Source organism: Paenibacillus sp. FSL R5-0928, assembly GCF_037970385.1.
Lineage (GTDB): Bacteria > Bacillota > Bacilli > Paenibacillales > Paenibacillaceae > Paenibacillus_AQ > Paenibacillus_AQ odorifer.
The window spans coordinates 966,065-983,747 of record NZ_CP150225.1 but is presented as its reverse complement, the minus strand read 5'-3'; the positions used below and the strand labels follow the sequence as shown (position 1 = coordinate 983,747).

Annotated in this window: 5 protein-coding genes, 15 tRNA genes and 3 rRNA genes; 1 reads left to right on the top strand and 22 read right to left on the bottom strand. The window is 52.0% G+C overall.

The genetic code is table 11. The annotated features are described in order from the left end of the window. Window positions 1-73: 73 nt before the first annotated feature. The 18 genes from MKZ16_RS04265 to MKZ16_RS04180 form a co-directional block, all read right to left on the bottom strand. Window positions 74-144, bottom strand: a tRNA-Gly gene (locus tag MKZ16_RS04265). 12 nt (window positions 145-156) lie between these two features. Then, window positions 157-230, bottom strand: a tRNA-Pro gene (locus tag MKZ16_RS04260). Between the two features lie 32 nt (window positions 231-262). Then, window positions 263-339, bottom strand: a tRNA-Arg gene (locus MKZ16_RS04255). A 10-nt stretch (window positions 340-349) separates the two neighbouring features. Then, a tRNA-Gly gene (locus tag MKZ16_RS04250) sits at window positions 350-424 on the bottom strand. Between the two features lie 7 nt (window positions 425-431). Beyond that, window positions 432-516: transfer RNA gene (locus MKZ16_RS04245), tRNA-Leu, on the bottom strand. Between the two features lie 15 nt (window positions 517-531). Further along, a tRNA-Lys gene (locus MKZ16_RS04240) sits at window positions 532-607 on the bottom strand. Window positions 608-614: 7 nt separating this feature from the next. Continuing rightward, window positions 615-689: transfer RNA gene (locus tag MKZ16_RS04235), tRNA-Gln, on the bottom strand. A 16-nt stretch (window positions 690-705) separates the two neighbouring features. Beyond that, window positions 706-783: transfer RNA gene (locus MKZ16_RS04230), tRNA-Asp, on the bottom strand. A 25-nt stretch (window positions 784-808) separates the two neighbouring features. After that, a tRNA-Met gene (locus MKZ16_RS04225) sits at window positions 809-885 on the bottom strand. 71 nt (window positions 886-956) lie between these two features. Continuing rightward, a tRNA-Met gene (locus tag MKZ16_RS04220) sits at window positions 957-1,033 on the bottom strand. Between the two features lie 15 nt (window positions 1,034-1,048). After that, window positions 1,049-1,124, bottom strand: a tRNA-Val gene (locus MKZ16_RS04215). Window positions 1,125-1,130: 6 nt separating this feature from the next. Then, window positions 1,131-1,202, bottom strand: a tRNA-Glu gene (locus MKZ16_RS04210). 16 nt (window positions 1,203-1,218) lie between these two features. Then, window positions 1,219-1,311: transfer RNA gene (locus tag MKZ16_RS04205), tRNA-Ser, on the bottom strand. A gap of 5 nt (window positions 1,312-1,316) precedes the next feature. After that, window positions 1,317-1,392, bottom strand: a tRNA-Asn gene (locus MKZ16_RS04200). Window positions 1,393-1,395: 3 nt separating this feature from the next. Further along, window positions 1,396-1,472, bottom strand: a tRNA-Ile gene (locus MKZ16_RS04195). Window positions 1,473-1,529: 57 nt separating this feature from the next. Next, a 5S ribosomal RNA gene (rrf, locus tag MKZ16_RS04190) occupies window positions 1,530-1,646 on the bottom strand. A gap of 74 nt (window positions 1,647-1,720) precedes the next feature. Continuing rightward, a 23S ribosomal RNA gene (locus tag MKZ16_RS04185) occupies window positions 1,721-4,646 on the bottom strand. A 232-nt stretch (window positions 4,647-4,878) separates the two neighbouring features. Further along, a 16S ribosomal RNA gene (locus MKZ16_RS04180) occupies window positions 4,879-6,436 on the bottom strand. The 16S, 23S and 5S rRNA genes sit together here with 15 tRNA genes alongside, the layout of an rRNA operon. A gap of 472 nt (window positions 6,437-6,908) precedes the next feature. Between MKZ16_RS04180 and MKZ16_RS04175 the strand changes: the two genes are divergently transcribed. After that, window positions 6,909-7,196, top strand: coding sequence for a hypothetical protein (locus MKZ16_RS04175; RefSeq protein WP_036684938.1), 288 nt, complete (start codon window positions 6,909-6,911; stop codon window positions 7,194-7,196). Between the two features lie 44 nt (window positions 7,197-7,240). On the opposite strand, the gene MKZ16_RS04170 is transcribed toward MKZ16_RS04175, so the two are convergent. From MKZ16_RS04170 to MKZ16_RS04155, 4 genes are read right to left on the bottom strand one after another with little or no spacing between them, the layout of a single operon-like run. Next, a complete protein-coding gene (locus MKZ16_RS04170) occupies window positions 7,241-9,988 on the bottom strand; it encodes an alpha-mannosidase (protein WP_076105363.1) in 2,748 nt (915 codons plus the stop codon). Between the two features lie 21 nt (window positions 9,989-10,009). Then, window positions 10,010-13,171, bottom strand: coding sequence for a beta-galactosidase (locus MKZ16_RS04165; RefSeq protein WP_256715504.1), 3,162 nt, complete (start codon window positions 13,169-13,171; stop codon window positions 10,010-10,012). Beyond that, on the bottom strand, window positions 13,168-14,487 hold the full coding sequence (locus MKZ16_RS04160; protein ID WP_076105361.1) for a glycoside hydrolase family 125 protein: 1,320 nt from the start codon (window positions 14,485-14,487) through the stop codon (window positions 13,168-13,170). Before MKZ16_RS04160 ends, MKZ16_RS04165 begins: the two co-directional genes overlap by 4 nt. A gap of 36 nt (window positions 14,488-14,523) precedes the next feature. Further along, on the bottom strand, window positions 14,524-17,682 hold the full coding sequence (locus tag MKZ16_RS04155; protein WP_339815388.1) for an alpha-mannosidase: 3,159 nt from the start codon (window positions 17,680-17,682) through the stop codon (window positions 14,524-14,526). Window position 17,683 lies beyond the last annotated feature (1 nt).

Below are 17,683 nucleotides of genomic sequence, written 5' to 3'. Positions count from 1 at the left end.
CTCTATTGTATCCATACATGCTTAGTTACACAAAAAAACACCCGCCTAATACCGGCAGGTGTTTCTCATTATAAGCGGGTGATGGGAATCGAACCCACGCTATCAGCTTGGAAGGCTGAAGTTCTACCATTGAACTACACCCGCAAAGGTATAAAATCGGGATGACACGATTTGAACATGCGACCCCCTGGTCCCAAACCAGGTGCTCTACCAAGCTGAGCTACATCCCGTTAACAATACTATAACTGCTTAGTAATAAAAATGGCGCGCCCTGAGAGATTCGAACTCCCGGCCTTTTGATTCGTAGTCAAACGCTCTATCCAGCTGAGCTAAGGGCGCAAAATCTATATGGAGCGGACGACGGGAATCGAACCCGCGACCCTCGCCTTGGCAAGGCGATGCTCTACCGCTGAGCCACGTCCGCAAAAACATGGTGCGCGTGAAGGGACTCGAACCCCCACGTCGTGAAACGCCAGATCCTAAGTCTGGTGCGTCTGCCAATTCCGCCACACGCGCACACTTTAAAGAAAATGGTGAGCCATGAAGGACTCGAACCTTCGACACCCTGATTAAAAGTCAGGTGCTCTACCAACTGAGCTAATGGCTCTCATAAATGGCTGGGGATATAGGATTTGAACCTATGCATGACGGAGTCAAAGTCCGTTGCCTTACCGCTTGGCTAATCCCCAATAATAATTAACTAAATGGCGGAACCGACGGGATTCGAACCCGCGATCTCCTGCGTGACAGGCAGGCATGTTAGGCCAACTACACCACGGTTCCATAGACATAATGCATAAGTGTAAATTGGTTGCGGGGGCAGGATTTGAACCTGCGGCCTTCGGGTTATGAGCCCGACGAGCTACCGGGCTGCTCCACCCCGCGTCATTAATAAGTATATACTATTCATTTTCACCATACCAGCTTATCCCTAAACATAATGTATAAGAGTAAATTGGTTGCGGGGGCAGGACTTGAACCTGCGACCTTCGGGTTATGAGCCCGACGAGCTACCGGGCTGCTCCACCCCGCGTCAGTGAGAATATTATGGTGGAGGCTGAGGGGATCGAACCCCCGACCCTCTGCTTGTAAGGCAGATGCTCTCCCAGCTGAGCTAAGCCTCCATGATATGACCCGTATGGGATTCGAACCCATGTTACCTCCGTGAAAGGGAGGTGTCTTAACCCCTTGACCAACGGGCCATGCTAATAATTTTTATGGCGGAGAGAGAGGGATTCGAACCCTCGAGACGCTTGTGGCGCCTACACGATTTCCAATCGTGCTCCTTCGGCCAAACTCGGACACCTCTCCATAAATGGCTCCCCGAACAGGACTCGAACCTGTGACAACTCGATTAACAGTCGAGTGCTCTACCAACTGAGCTATCAGGGAATATGGTGGGCCTTAGTGGACTCGAACCACCGACCTCACCCTTATCAGGGGTGCGCTCTAACCAGCTGAGCTAAAGGCCCTTCTAAGACATATTAATATTAAGGGCAAAAAAAATACCACGGGTAATGTGGTTGTCCGCTTGGCGGCGTCCTACTCTCCCAGGACCCTTCGGTCCAAGTACCATCGGCGCTGGAGGGCTTAACGGTCGTGTTCGGGATGGGTACGTGTGGAACCCCTCCGCTATCGCCACCAAACGGGCATTTACAGCGTAAATGCTCAGGCTTAATCGCCTGAAAACTGAATCCGAAACGAATCTGCATTCTAAGTATAGGATAAGCCCTCGACCGATTAGTATTGGTCAGCTCCATGCATTGCTGCACTTCCACCTCCAACCTATCTACCTCGTCGTCTTCAAGGGGTCTTACTAATTGGGAAATCTCATCTTGAGGGGGGCTTCACGCTTAGATGCTTTCAGCGCTTATCCCGTCCGTACGTAGCTACCCAGCCATGCTCCTGGCGGAACAACTGGTGCACCAGCGGTACGTCCATCCCGGTCCTCTCGTACTAAGGACAGCTCCTCTCAAATTTCCTGCGCCCACGACAGATAGGGACCGAACTGTCTCACGACGTTCTGAACCCAGCTCGCGTACCGCTTTAATGGGCGAACAGCCCAACCCTTGGGACCTACTTCAGCCCCAGGATGCGATGAGCCGACATCGAGGTGCCAAACCTCCCCGTCGATGTGGACTCTTGGGGGAGATAAGCCTGTTATCCCCAGGGTAGCTTTTATCCGTTGAGCGATGGCCCTTCCATGCGGTACCACCGGATCACTAAGTCCGACTTTCGTCCCTGCTCGACTTGTAGGTCTCGCAGTCAAGCTCCCTTATGCCTTTGCACTCTGCGAATGATTTCCAACCATTCTGAGGGAACCTTGGAACGCCTCCGTTACTCTTTAGGAGGCGACCGCCCCAGTCAAACTGCCCGCCTGACACGGTCCCCGTACCCGGTAAGGGTACTAGGTTAGAACCTAGATACGATCAGGGTGGTATCCCAACGGCGCCTCCACCGAAGCTTGCGCTCCGATTTCTACGGCTCCCACCTATCCTGTACAGATCGTACCCAAATTCAATATCAAGCTGCAGTAAAGCTCCATGGGGTCTTTCCGTCTTGTCGCGGGTAACCTGCATCTTCACAGGTATTAAAATTTCACCGGATCTCTCGTTGAGACAGCGCCCAAGTCGTTACGCCATTCGTGCGGGTCAGAATTTACCTGACAAGGAATTTCGCTACCTTAGGACCGTTATAGTTACGGCCGCCGTTTACTGGGGCTTCGGTTCATAGCTTCGGGTTACCCCTAACCACTCCCCTTAACCTTCCAGCACCGGGCAGGCGTCAGCCCGTATACTTCGCCTTGCGGCTTCGCACAGACCTGTGTTTTTGCTAAACAGTCGCTTGGGCCTTTTCACTGCGGCCCCCTCGTGCTATTCACACTACCGGGGCACCCCTTCTCCCGAAGTTACGGGGTCATTTTGCCGAGTTCCTTAACGAGAGTTCTTCCGCGCGCCTTAGAATTCTCTTCTCGCCTACCTGTGTCGGTTTGCGGTACGGGCACCTTCTCCTGGCTAGAGGCTTTTCTTGGCAGTGTGAGATCATGACCTTCGCTACTATAATTTTCGCTCCCCATCACAGCCCAGCCTTATCGATGTGCGGATTTGCCTACACATCAGCCTCACTGCTTAGACGGACATCCATCAGTCCGCGTCACTACCCTCCTGCGTCACCCCATCGCTCATAGCGGATTACGGTGGTACAGTAATTTCAAACTGTTGTCCTTCGACTACGCCTTTCGGCCTCGCCTTAGGTCCCGACTTACCCTGAGCGGACGAGCCTTCCTCAGGAAACCTTGGGCTTTCGGCGGATCAGATTCTCACTGATCTTTTCGTTACTCATACCGGCATTCTCACTTGTGTAGTGTCCAGCGCTCTTTTCAGTACACCTTCAACCCCTACACAACGCTCCCCTACCCCAGATACATAGTATCTAGCCATAGCTTCGGTGGTGTGTTTAGCCCCGTTACATTTTCGGCGCAGAGTCACTCGACCAGTGAGCTATTACGCACTCTTTCAATGGTGGCTGCTTCTAAGCCAACATCCTGGTTGTCTGTGCAACTCCACATCCTTTCCCACTTAACACACACTTGGGGACCTTAGCTGATGGTCTGGGCTGTTTCCCTTTTGACAATGGATCTTAGCACTCACTGTCTGACTCCCGGCAATAAGTATATGGCATTCGGAGTTTGACTGAGCTTGGTAATCCTTGCGGACCCCGCACCCAATCAGTGCTCTACCTCCACTACTCTTATACCGAGGCTAGCCCTAAAGCTATTTCGGGGAGAACCAGCTATCTCCGAGTTCGATTGGAATTTCTCCGCTACCCCCACCTCATCCCCGCACTTTTCAACGTACGTGGGTTCGGGCCTCCAGTGCGTGTTACCGCACCTTCACCCTGGACAGGGGTAGATCACACGGTTTCGGGTCTACGTCCACATACTAAATCGCCCTATTCAGACTCGCTTTCGCTGCGGCTCCACCTTCTCGGCTTAACCTTGCATGTTAAACGTAACTCGCCGGTTCATTCTACAAAAGGCACGCCATCACCCATAGATCGGGCTCTGACTTTTTGTAAGCACACGGTTTCAGGTTCTATTTCACTCCCCTTCCGGGGTGCTTTTCACCTTTCCCTCACGGTACTGTTTCACTATCGGTCGCCAGGTAGTATTTAGCCTTAGCAGATGGTCCTGCTGGATTCATACGGGGTTTCACGTGCCCCGCACTACTCGGGATCCGTCTCGGAGAGAATACAGTTTAGGTTACAGGGCTTTTACCTCTATCGCGGGCCTTTCCAGACCTCTTCACCTACCATATTCCTTTGTAACTCCATGTGAGACGTCCCACAACCCCTAAGAGCAAGCTCTTAGGTTTAGGCTGTTCCGCGTTCGCTCGCCGCTACTGACGGAATCACTATTGTTTTCTCTTCCTCAGGGTACTTAGATGTTTCAGTTCCCCTGGTCTGCCTCTACACACCCTATGTATTCAGGTATGAGTAACTGCGAATTACCACAGCTGGGTTTCCCCATTCGGACACCCCCGGATCAAAGCTTGCTTACAGCTCCCCGAGGCAGTTTCGTTGTTCGCCACGTCCTTCGTCGGCTCCTGGCGCCTAGGCATCCTCCGTGTGCTCTTATTAGCTTAACCTTGATTCTTCCGAAGAAAAATCTCACTAATAACATTTACTTGTTTTCACAAGTTGCTAAAAGATGTTCTAAAACGCAAATTCGTTTCGGTATCCAGTTTTCAAGGATCAAGTCTTACTTGAGAGCTTAAACTCTCAAAACTGAGCAACGAGTGAGTAACAGGCCTAAACCTGAGTTTTGGAAGCTGAGCTTCCGATTTGAATGTCCTCATTGCAGAGAACGATTCTCCATAGAAAGGAGGTGATCCAGCCGCACCTTCCGATACGGCTACCTTGTTACGACTTCACCCCAATCATCTACCCCACCTTCGGCGGCTGGCTCCCTTGCGGGTTACCCCACCGACTTCGGGTGTTGTAAACTCTCGTGGTGTGACGGGCGGTGTGTACAAGACCCGGGAACGTATTCACCGCGGCATGCTGATCCGCGATTACTAGCAATTCCGACTTCATGCAGGCGAGTTGCAGCCTGCAATCCGAACTGAGACCGGCTTTGATGGGATTGGCTCCACCTCGCGGCTTCGCTTCCCGTTGTACCGGCCATTGTAGTACGTGTGTAGCCCAGGTCATAAGGGGCATGATGATTTGACGTCATCCCCACCTTCCTCCGGTTTGTCACCGGCAGTCACTCTAGAGTGCCCAGCATTACCTGCTGGCAACTAAAGTTAAGGGTTGCGCTCGTTGCGGGACTTAACCCAACATCTCACGACACGAGCTGACGACAACCATGCACCACCTGTCTCCTCTGTCCCGAAGGCCGCTGCTATCTCTAGCAGATTCAGAGGGATGTCAAGACCTGGTAAGGTTCTTCGCGTTGCTTCGAATTAAACCACATACTCCACTGCTTGTGCGGGTCCCCGTCAATTCCTTTGAGTTTCAGTCTTGCGACCGTACTCCCCAGGCGGAGTGCTTACTGTGTTAACTTCGGCACCAAGGGTATCGAAACCCCTAACACCTAGCACTCATCGTTTACGGCGTGGACTACCAGGGTATCTAATCCTGTTTGCTCCCCACGCTTTCGCGCCTCAGCGTCAGTTACAGCCCAGAAAGTCGCCTTCGCCACTGGTGTTCCTCCACATATCTACGCATTTCACCGCTACACGTGGAATTCCACTTTCCTCTTCTGTACTCAAGCCACCCAGTTTCCAGTGCGACCTCAGGTTGAGCCCAAGGTTTAAACACCAGACTTAAATAGCCGCCTGCGCGCGCTTTACGCCCAATAATTCCGGACAACGCTTGCCCCCTACGTATTACCGCGGCTGCTGGCACGTAGTTAGCCGGGGCTTTCTTCTCAGGTACCGTCACTCCGGTAGCAGTTACTCTACCGGACGTTCTTCCCTGGCAACAGAGCTTTACGATCCGAAAACCTTCATCACTCACGCGGCGTTGCTCCGTCAGGCTTTCGCCCATTGCGGAAGATTCCCTACTGCTGCCTCCCGTAGGAGTCTGGGCCGTGTCTCAGTCCCAGTGTGGCCGTTCACCCTCTCAGGTCGGCTACGCATCGTCGCCTTGGTGGGCCGTTACCCCACCAACTAGCTAATGCGCCGCAGGCCCATCCCTCAGTGACAGATTGCTCCGTCTTTCATTCTTCTCTCAGGAGAAAAAAGAAATTATCCGGTATTAGCTACCGTTTCCGGTAGTTATCCCAGTCTGAAGGGCAGGTTGCCTACGTGTTACTCACCCGTCCGCCGCTAAGTTACTTTGAAAGCAAGCTTTCAAAGTAACTCCGCTCGACTTGCATGTATTAGGCACGCCGCCAGCGTTCGTCCTGAGCCAGGATCAAACTCTCCAATTAGTATTGAAAAGAGCGATATGCTCATTTTGAAACATCTGACGAGAAAATTAATTCTCTAATTTTGGATTTCACTTACGTGATTTCCTACTCACTCGTTGTTCAGTTTTCAAAGATCAAGTTCTCGTTGGCGCTGTTTAATGTCTCAGCAGCAACTCTTATACTATATCATGTTCGGCTATTTAATGTCAAGCTCTTTTTTAACTTCTTTTTCGAGCTCGGCATGTGTATTTCTTGGCCGGACTTAGAATATATCATGTATAGAGATTCATTGCAAGCTTTATTTTAAAAAAACTAAACACATACTTTTCCGCAATTGTATCGCAACCGCATTCCCCTTTTCCGCGTCTATCTATTCAACATCAAAGTCCCCTTCATACATAGGTATCAACTCCATTATTTTTGGCAAAGAGGTGATTCATATAAAGACCTTGCATGATCTCTAGCTTCCCTCTAAAAGGAGGTTGGAGAATCAATGAGCAGAAGTGTGAAAAAGCAACCCGTGTGCAGCGACCAACAGAAACACGGTTCCTCATGGGCTAAAAAACAAGCCAATAAAGCCGTCCGCCGCTCCCCTGGCGACATCCCTAAAGGGAAATGGTATCAGAAACTGTATAACAGCTGGAACATTTGCGACTACAGCTTTTACCAAACTAAACAGCAGGCGATTCATGAATGGGAGACAAACAACTGGATCCAGATGAGATTCCCCTCCCGCCAAGAGGCCATTCAAGATTGGCACAAGTCTTATAGAAGAAAGTAAATCAAAAGATGCCCCGGCAGGGAAGCGCCGGGGCATCTTTTTACCTAGAAGCTTAATTTCGCACCTACAGTTACAATCTCAGATGGACCTATCTCTAAGTGGTGAACCGAAGACGTTGCTCCTTGTAAAGCAGGGTTAAGCTGCTCTAAGATATTGCTTTTAAATAAATACTCTTGAGGACTGTTCACTTTCAGTTGCAGTTGTGTCTGCTGAGCGGACATATTGTACCAACGCAAAAACAAGTCGCCTGAAGTTCCGTTCATTTTCATGGATGAGAAGGCCATGTTGTCTCCTTCCCAAACCAATGGGGTATATCCAGAGTTCAACTTCCCGCTATGCAGACCGGTCTGACATACCGTCCAAGGGATCTGGAATTGATAGGCCTCTGTAAATGCCCGCTGTTCACTTCCCTCACCAGAATGAGGAATCAGCTCCAGTTGTGCTGTATATTCACCCAGGCACTGAGCTTCCGGAGTTGGGAACCAACCCCAATCCCCCAATTCCCCTACGCTGCGTAGCAGGGTGACGGCAATAGTATTGCGTCCATCCCGCAGAACCTCATATTCGTTCAATCCCTGGTTGGCTACCGTAAGTCCTACATCGCCATTGCTGACATCTACAAAGGATTGCTGATGTTGAGTATTGCTCGGATTTGCCCATTCCGGTGCCGGATTATTGTCCCGCATAGCCACTTCGAACATAGAATCCACACGATGCACATCGGTAGACAAATCGGTCGGGAACAGCATTCGCACCCGGTGATCCTTGGCTTTGTTATTAATTGTGGATTCAATATGCACGCCTTTGCCTTCCCGCTCCAGCGATACGACGGTACGAAGCTTCAAAACCACCGTATTTACGCTCCGCTGCGCTTTACGCTCAGGATAATACACAAGTGCACGCTGTTCCGCCTCCAAGGTGTCATCCGCCGAAGCCGGAATCTCCCAATCTATTTGGATCTCAATGGCCGCACGGAAGGGAGAGTCTTCAATCACCTTAATGACTGCAGGCTGGCCTTTGGTCGTCAGCGCTTGTTCACCTTCTGGCTGCTTGTACATGTATTCATTGCCTACGTCTCCGGTATTCTCGTAAATCCCCAACTCACGATAAGTGGTACCGCTGCGCTTATCCAATAATGTAAATGAACCATCCTCAGCAACAACTACCTTGAGAGATGCATTCTCCAAGCTGTGCTCTCCTTCTATTAAAGAGCTTCCCTGAGCGGATTCCGCAGCTGATTGTACCCAAGCGTAAGTACAAAGCCCAAGTGCAGGCACATTGCGGGCTTCAAAAGTAAGTCTCACCTTGCGGCACATATACGGCTGGCGGAATTGGTCATCAGGCAGATCATAACCAAAGTTTAAACCCAGGTCTTCCACTGTAGACGCTAATTCCTCCCCTGTGTGATCGACGAGAATCCGGCCGGACAAATCAACAGCCAGCATTCTGCGGGCGGTCTCATCCAACGGATAACCCTCGCGCAGATATAACCGTTCAGCATCCAGCTCTATAGTCACCGTTCCCGTACGCTTCCACCCCGTGGTATTCATCACTATAAAAGGAACTGCATCTTCCCCGTAGGCAGAAAAGCCCGAAGTATCCACTTGATCTGCGATAAACTTAACGCTGTCATCTATGATGCTCTCAGCAACATGCCGACTTTTATCAAAACGCGTTACCATCTCACGATGCACTTCATCCACACTACAACCACAGATACTGTCATGCGGATGGTTCTGCATCAGCGTCTTCCAGGCATAGGTGAATAGATGATGTGGGTAGTCCTGTCCGGACAGGCGGGCGATGGAGGCCAGCGGCTCGGCTACTTTTTCCAAAAGAGTCTGGCCCAGCTGGTTCATCTGCTTCAAATAAACCCGGGCTGAGGCTGTGTTCACCAAGGTGCCCCATCCGTCTGTACGCTGGCTGCGCAGTTCCCCGGTAACGGTGGAGAGCTCCCGCTGACCCGAAGATAATTGCTGATCCAAGTCTTGCAGATAGTCCGGGAAATTCGAATGCACGAACTTCACTTCAGGGTATAGCTTTTCGGCGGTGCGGATAGCTTCCGGCAAATCCAATTGCAGAGGCTGGTGGTCGCACCCGTTCATGAACAATAACTCCCCCGTTGAAGCAAACTTCTCTGCATCCGCAAGCTTACGGTCCCAGAATTCCCGGGCCGCACCTTCCTCTACAGGAACTTCATTGCCGTTAGAATACCAGTTGGCAAATAGGATACCGAGAATTTTGGATCCATCCGGTCCTTCCCAGATCAGCTCGGAGAAAGAGGACTCATAACCCGCATCCGATACAGTGTTGTTAAATCCCGTAGGCTTCACCCCGCGTCCAAAAAAAGCATTCGTAATCCCTGACTGCAACATCAGCTGCGGAGTCTGTCCGACCAATCCAAAGGTATCGGGAAAATAACCGATTTTGGAAGGCTCGCCGTATTTCTCGGCATCCTGATGGCCGATCTGCATATTCCGCACATTTGCCTCACCGCTCGTCAGGAACGCATCCTGCAAAATGTACCAAGGTCCAATCAAGATTCGCCCATCCCGGATATACTGCTCCAGCTTCTCTTTGTTCTCTGGCCGAACCTGAAGATAATCCTCCAGAATAATGGTTTGCCCATCGAGGTAGAAACTGCGGAAGGCGGAATCTCCGTCCAGCTTGGCAAGCAGTGCATCCACCAGCTGAACCAGACGGACGTGGTGTTTCTCATAGGGCAAATACCATTCACGGTCCCAGTGAGTATGGGACACGATATGGGCTGTTTTGGTTGTTGTGTGGGTCATCTGTGTGTACACCTCAGTTCTTCAGCATTTATTAAGCGTAATGTTAACCTCTTCAGGTCTATAGACAGCTACCAGCTTGCCCGTTGAATCAGCTGCAAACAACACCGAACGTTCCTTCTCCAGTAAAAATGAGTAATGAGCTCCAGTTGCAGGATCTTTTACTTCAAGTTCGGCATCCCAGGCGTATTCAGATACGAAGATATACAATGAACCTTCTGCAAAAGCAAGCTTTCGCCCGTACACACCTGGCAGATCTCCACCGCTGATCCATTCCAGCTCGGTTTCGATACCTGCGGCTTGTGCAGCATATTGGTAGAGCGCGGCGATTGGCTCGTCGCGGTCATTCAGTTCTAAAGGTAGCGGGCACCAGATCAGGCGACCTGTGCCAATCTGGCGTTCGATGAGGTGATCACCTACACCTCCTGAGCTAGACGAATCAACATCTGCATTTGCTGGCGTTTCTTTGACTAGCTCCGCGATTCGCTTCTGTCCGTAGGATACGGCAAACTTGCGTCCGTTCAATAGAAGCTGCTCCTCACGGCGCATGTTGCCAAGTTTACGGACTCCTACTATTGCGTCCATACGATCCGAAGGCTGCCAGTATGCATCTACACCCAATGCTCCAGTAATGAGCAGAACGGCACCTGTACGCTCCACTATGTCCAGCAAGTGCTGAAGGGCGTCATTATCCAGATTGTGCATACTCGGCAGGAGAATCAACTTAGCCGGCTCTGCCTCCAGCGGAGCCAGATCGTATTCCGATACGGCGCGGAAAGGCAAATGAAGCTGATAAGATAAGATCCGTGTCAGGCGGGTAGTCGCATCATAGGCAAGCTTCCGGTTCGAGAAGTCATTAGAGTAAGGGAAAACCACGGAAATCTCTTCCAGCTTCCGCCCGTCAAATAACCCCCCGGCTTCGCCGATGAACCGCCCAAAATCATAAGACACATCCGCTTCCGGCTTCTCAGTCCCATCGGCCCGCAGCGCACCGATCTGCGATTCATTGGCATTATCCATATAAAAGTTCGTGTTCCAGATCCATTGCACAGCCCCGGCACCTCCAGAAGCAAACGCATAGGCATATTTGCGCTCCAGCATGGCCCGCAATTCTTCCTCACTGCGTTTAGCCCGTCCGTCTGGCGTCTCCACATACATGATGCCGGTCTCCTGGATGAGGTTCGGTTTGTGATGGGTTTTGGCAAAAATCCCATCCCAAAGCAGATTGTCATTCAACCACCAGCTGTGAACAGTGGTGTAATCGACATCGCGCTCATAAAAGAACGGCGATGGCCGCTGGGCACCCAAAGCCTCATCCTGCCCTACAGTCACTAAATGATCTGGGCAGAGTTCCTTGATAGTGCCGCTAAGCTCCCTTGCCCATACGTTGTGCATGTCCATGGAGAACAGGCAGTAGTCGAGCCAACGCGTGCCGCGCTTCCCAGAATGAATATCCTGCACACTGAAGTTAATCTCTTCTTGCTCAGGAGGTTGTGCAGCCGCAAAATCCGGCAATTCCAGCGGCGTCATATTCCAGCGCTCTTGCAGCGAAGTTATATCACCATGGCGTTCTTCCAGCCAAGCAGAGAAAGCAGCGCGTTCATATTTATCTCGCGCCGAGCTCGGTCCGTCCGAGAAAATCCGCGGCGGATCAAACATTGACGGTTCATTGATCAAATCCCAATCGACATGGGTTGTCGTGCGATGCCGGGCGACGATGGAGCGGATGAACCGTTTTTGCGCTTCTACACTGCGCGGATCGAGATAAGGATTCGTCCCTTCCCAAGTCTCCGGCGTAAAGGAGAAGAACGTAAAGGTAACCTGCAGCTCATGCCGCTTCGCAGTCAGTAGAAAAGCATCAATCGCCCGCAGCACTTCTTCCGAGGCATGGCCGTCTACCTGCATAATATTGCGGTAGGCTGTCCAGATGCCGGTACGAATCCAGTTGATGCCTGCCTTCCGCATCTGTGCCATATCCCGATCCCAGACATCAGCATTTGGCAGGAATAGAAACTTCCGCGCTACGTCAGAGGTCATATAAGTCATGCCGACAACAGGTAAAGGCTGACCGTCTTTGATAAAATAATCTCTTCCAGCCTTAATCGCTTCCCCCTGCGATAACAAGCCCACGTCATATCCCCAGAAGCCTTGACGCAACATCCGCACTTCGCCTTCTTCAGATACAGCATGGCAAGAAAGATGATACAGGCCAGGTTGAATTTCTACAGCAAGCGGTACACGCAGGAAGTTCAGCTCGCGACTGACCTCAAGCTTGCACTCGTGAGTGAAACATGGGATAGACTCCCCGTCTTTGCTCAGAGTGATGTTCAGGGTCCACTGCGCTGATGTCGGTGACGATTGGCTGCGGCTTAGCCGCTGGCCCTGCATAAACAGCAGCGGCCGCTCGCCTTCTTCATAAGAAGCATAGTTAGGCTTCAGCCACAGCTCTGTTACACCCCGAGCGGCAAAAGTTGCCCAGCGGGTTAATGCTTCCGTGCCGCCTTGATTCCAGAAATCAGGCGTAAGCGGTTGGCCGATGAAGATCCAGCGGCCACCGGCAAAAGGCCCGCCGATATGCTCCCACAGCACAGCTGGAGCTGAAACTTCCCGCCCGGCGGCGGTAATGCCCTTAAGCAGCGGATAAATCCGCGTGTCCATAGGTCCACTGGAACCCATCTGCTCCGGCAGGTCACTGCTTTTAGTGACATGCGGCACCAGGTTCCAGGTATCCGTCAGAGCCAGCTGCTGCTCATCACCTACGAAGAGCGGAATGTCTCTAAGCGCAACATGCTGCTGTATGCGATCTGTGCTGCTCACACGCAGCGCTTCATGGATATGCAGCTGGCGGTGATAGGCAGTCTGCTCAGCTTCGATCCGCCACTCTTCAGCGACTAGGCGGACTGGATGCTTAAACGGGGCACCCCCAATGCTGATCAAGCTGCCGCCTCTGCTCAAATAAGCGACGATGGAAGGCCAAGCCTCCTTCGGGAAGTATGGAGCATGGAAGCTAACGAAGCAGTCCCCGGCCTTGGCGCTGTCCAGCGTTTCGGCCAGCTGTTCTGCATGAACAGGAGAGTCAGTATGATGTAATCCTATGGACTGTGCCTGTTCTGTGGTCAGTCCGCCCGCTGCGGTATACCCGGGAAAAGACGGGTCCGCGAACAGGATGATACGGCCCCCGCTCACAGAATACCTTCCTTCATCGCCCGATAGACAAGCTGCGAAAATAAGCTGTTAGACCATGCAAACCAGCTGCGGGTAAATACACTAGGATCATCTACATGGAAACCTTCATGCATATATCCGGTTCCGGCATCCGTACTTTCCAGCATCGCAATCAGTTCCAGCTTCTCTTCGGCAGTCTGAGCCGTAATGCCCTGCATGGACAACGCCATGTGCCAGATATAGTTCTCCGGAGTGTGCGGACTGCCGATCCCTTTGGCAGCTGTGCCTTCGTAATAGAACGGATTTTCTTTGCTCAATGCGAAACTTCTGGTGTTCTGGTAGATGGGATCATCCGCCGAAGCGTAACCCAGATACGGAATGGAGATCAGTCCGGGCGTTCCCGCATCATCCATCAGGCAGTAATTGCCGAAGCCATCGGTCTCATAAGCATAAATCGGACCAAACTCCGGATGGCGATAAATGCCGTAGAGTTTGATGCCATGATCCACTTCAAATTCCAGTTCTTTAAGTTCAGCCAGGAAGTCTAGGTCGCGGAAGACCCACTCCGCGAATTCCTGCATCTGGCGCAGCGCGACAACAGCGAACATATTGCCAGGAATGTTGTAGTGGAAATCACAGGCATCATCGCTGGACCGGAAGCCCGACCAGATCATTCCGGTATAGTTCACCGGCATGCCGAGACCGCTATTGCGCAGAGAATCTTCCGGAATGCCGTTATTGCGGCTGAACCGGTACGGAGACTGCTCGAAATGCCGCTGCTCTCTTTTGAACAAATCGAAGATCTGGCGCATGGCCGACTTGAACCCCGCGTCGAAGAAATCAGTCAGACCCGTCTCTTTCCAATAGGTATAAGCGAGGCGTACGACAAAACATAACGAATCAATCTCAAATTTACGCTCCCACACCCATGGCGACATCTCGGTCACATCCGTAGTGTTCCAGTGCCAGTCATTGGCCAACTCATTAAATGCATTGGCGTAAGGATCGATATGAATATACTGAATATGGCGTTTGATAAGACCTCCGATAATGCGCTGGAGATCGGGATCGTTTTTGGCCAGAGGCACGTATTGAATTACCTGCTCCACTGAATCACGCAGCCAGGAGGCCGGAATATCGCCGGTAATCACAAAGGTGGTTCCGTCATCCAGCAGTTTAGTCGTCGTCTCCAGCGTATTCGGAAAACAGTTCTTGAACAGTTGCAACAGCTTCGGGCGATGTGCCAGCTTCTCCTCTGCTTCGGCAAGCACTTCTTGTACAGCCTGCGGCAGCGGTAGCTGGGGCATTGCTATTTTGGGTAATCGGAATTGTTCCAAGTGAGTTATGCTCCTTTGCATCTGTGATGTGATTATTTAACTTCTGATGTAGATTGTTTTGATCTCGTAAGGGGCAAAGTGAAGTTCCAGTTCACCGCCAGCCGTGTGTTCGATCAGTTCCAGCTGCTCTTCCAGAGCATTGGACAGGTAGACGCTCTGAACCGGCTGCTGCCATTTGAGCTGAACCCGCTCGCGGCCTCCCGAGGATTCGTAGAAACGCAGAACAGTCCCCTGCCCATCCTCGGATGGCTTGATCGTATCCAGCACCACATGCTCACCGGAGAATCCGATAAATGAGCCCGTTGGCGGCAGCTGCCCCTGTGTTGATGAAGCGGCAAAAGTATACAGCTCATGATTTAGCTCTGCTGCACGGCGAACAGTATGAGCCTCCTGCCAATCCCCACGGTGCGGATATAGCGAATAGGTGAAGTCATGCTCGCCGAGATCCGCAGTAGCATCCGGCCATTTCGGCGCGCGCAGGAGCGACAAACGAATGGTGCTGCCTTGGATGTCATAGCCGTATTTGCAATCATTCAGCAGACTGACACCATATCCACGTTCGGATACATCGGCAAAACGGTGCCCGCAAACCTCATACTGCGCCTGCTCCCAGCTGGTGTTGCGGTGGGTCGGACGTTCCAGCGCACCAAAAGGTATCTCGTAAGTCGCTTTATCCGCCACAACATCAATTGGAAACCCTACCTTAAGCAGCTTATGGGCTTCGTTCCAGCTTACATGCGTCTGGAAATCAATCCGGGGATTATGGTGATGTAGAATCATATCCTGAGTAATCTCGGATTGGCCCAGCTTCCAGCGGAAGCGCAAAATATCCTGCAACGCACCAGTGCGGATCACTGCCTTTTCTATAAGTTCAGCCTCCCCGGCGGGTTGGGCTTCATAACGGTTGTCAATGTCCCAGGCATCCCAAAGCGTGGGACGGTCGTGGAAAAAGTGGAAGCGATTCGCCGGCTCACCGGATTTTACGATCTCCCGGTTTCCTTTTTTATCAAAAAGGCTGGTGATTTCTCCCCGCTCGTTAAAGGTAATACGATAATAGTCCGTCTCCCAACGGTCGCCGAAGGGAACAGCTCCTACAGCTGTTTGATTATGTTCAGCAGCGGCAGATTCTGCATGACTTTCATCGGATGTGTTCTGAGACAGATCACGAATCCAGATCGTTTTGTAGCCAAAGGCTGGAATCTCCGGAACGAGAACCGAGACACCAGAAACTGCTGCCTCCTCCGTCAGGACATCTGCTTCCAGCAGTACGTTATCCTCGCCATACACCGCAAAGTTTCCGCAGTCGGCTCCTTCTTCGCTGAGAGCAAGTTCGACTACGGCATCACGCGTCCAACCCAAACTATTAAAAACAATGTAAGGTGTGCCCTCGCCTGATGTGTTAATGTTCCCCACCAATGCCGCAAGCCCCGGCTGAAGGGCAACACGGCCAAGCTCAAACACCTCTGCGTATTCCTTCTCTGAGATCTCGTAAGCTTCGGTAATCGCCGAGCCCGGAATAATATCATGGAACTGGTTCAACAAAATCAGCTTCCAGCCCTGATGCAACTGCCCGGCAACTACGGCACGTTGCTCTGTGTCCAGCTGCGGCGAAGCTAGTGTCTGCCACAGCTCCGCTTCACGGTACAACACTTCCGCCTTGCGGTTGTTCCACTTGTTGCGGCCGTGCGTAGTGTAGGTGCCGCGGTGCAGCTCCAGATACAGATCGCCCCGCCACTGCGGCAGCTGCGGCTGACTGTGCGTAATGCCCGCGAAAAAATCCGCGGCATTACTGTATTTGCTTTCCGGCTGGCCGACCATTAGCTCGGCACGCTGGATATATTCCAGCATCTCGCGCGTGACCCCGCCGCCGCCGTCACCATGCCCATAGAGCAGCATCTGCTCGTTATGTTTATCTTTTTCGCGGAAGGACTGATAGTGTTCATGCACATCTTTGGGCAGCGTATTCTCATTAACCCCGTGATTCAGATAAGACAACATTGGTGTGCCGTCAATGCCGACCCAATAGAACAGATCGTAAGGGAAGACATTAGTGTCATTCCAGCCCAGCTTGGTGGTCATAAAATATTTGATTCCACCATGCTGCAGAATCTGCGGCAGAGAGGCGCAGTAGCCGAAGGTATCCGGCAGCCACTCAATCTGCGAGGTGCGCCCGAACTCTTTCAGATAAAAGCGTTGGCCATACAGCATTTGCCGCATCAGCGATTCTCCGCTCGGAATGTTCAGATCCGGTTCGATCCACATTCCACCGACCAGTTCCCAGCGTCCTTCACGGATGCGCGTCTTGACCTTCTCATAGAGTACCGGGTCATTGTCTTTCAAATATTCGAACAGCAGCGGCTGGCTCTGCGCATATTGATAGTCAGGATATTCGTCCATCAGGGCATTCACCGTCGAGAACGTCCGGCTAGTCTTGCGCACGGTCTCGCGCGCAGGCCACAGCCAAGCAATATCGATATGGGACTGGCCCACCATGTGGATTGTTCCTTCGGCATGACCGCCGATCTCCCCGACTCTGCCCCGCAGCTTCTGCTCGATTCGCGTAATCTCACCACCATCGCGGATCTCCTGCGTGGTAAGACCGACGAATTCATCCATCGCCACATACAAAGCTTCCAGCATCCGGTTACGGCGCTGGTCCTGCTCAGGCAGCAGAATTGCCGAATCGCGAATCACTACTGCCGTGTACATTAGACTCTGCACAGGTCTGTTCACCAGCACCAGCTGGCTGTGGATCAGCCGAATCGGCGGCTGGATCACCGCCTGTTGATTTAATGGGTCCACCGGCTCGGGGACCGGATCGAAGAGTTCGATTTCCAGTTCCAACGGACGGCCAGAAGGATCGCCTGTCAGGGTCACAAAGGTATGATTGCGGTCGAGTCCTTGCCGCGATTCACCGTTCACCCGCAGCAGCCCTTCCCCACCTGAAGCAAAAATCAGTCCGATGTGGCCCGGCAGCCAGTTAGCCGGAATCTCCAAAGTACGGCGGAAGAAATAGGTCGTTCCTTGCACACTCGGGAACAGATCATAATTGCTGCCGTCCTTGTAAGGCTGCAGCTTGTCATACTGTCCCGGCAATTGATACACCGAGGACATAATCTCCCAATCGCGCAATTCCTCCACCTCTAACCATTGCTGCTCGGAGAGCTCGCGGATGAAGCGTTTAATGCGTTCCATG

Bases quoted from the DNA above. Each gene is read 5' to 3' on its own strand.
- MKZ16_RS04175 (WP_036684938.1), top strand. From the start codon at position 6,909: ATGAGCAGAAGTGTGAAAAAGCAACCCGTGTGCAGCGACCAACAGAAA.
- MKZ16_RS04170 (WP_076105363.1), bottom strand. From the start codon at position 9,988: ATGACCCACACAACAACCAAAACAGCCCATATCGTGTCCCATACTCAC.
- MKZ16_RS04155 (WP_339815388.1), bottom strand. From the start codon at position 17,682: ATGGAACGCATTAAACGCTTCATCCGCGAGCTCTCCGAGCAGCAATGG.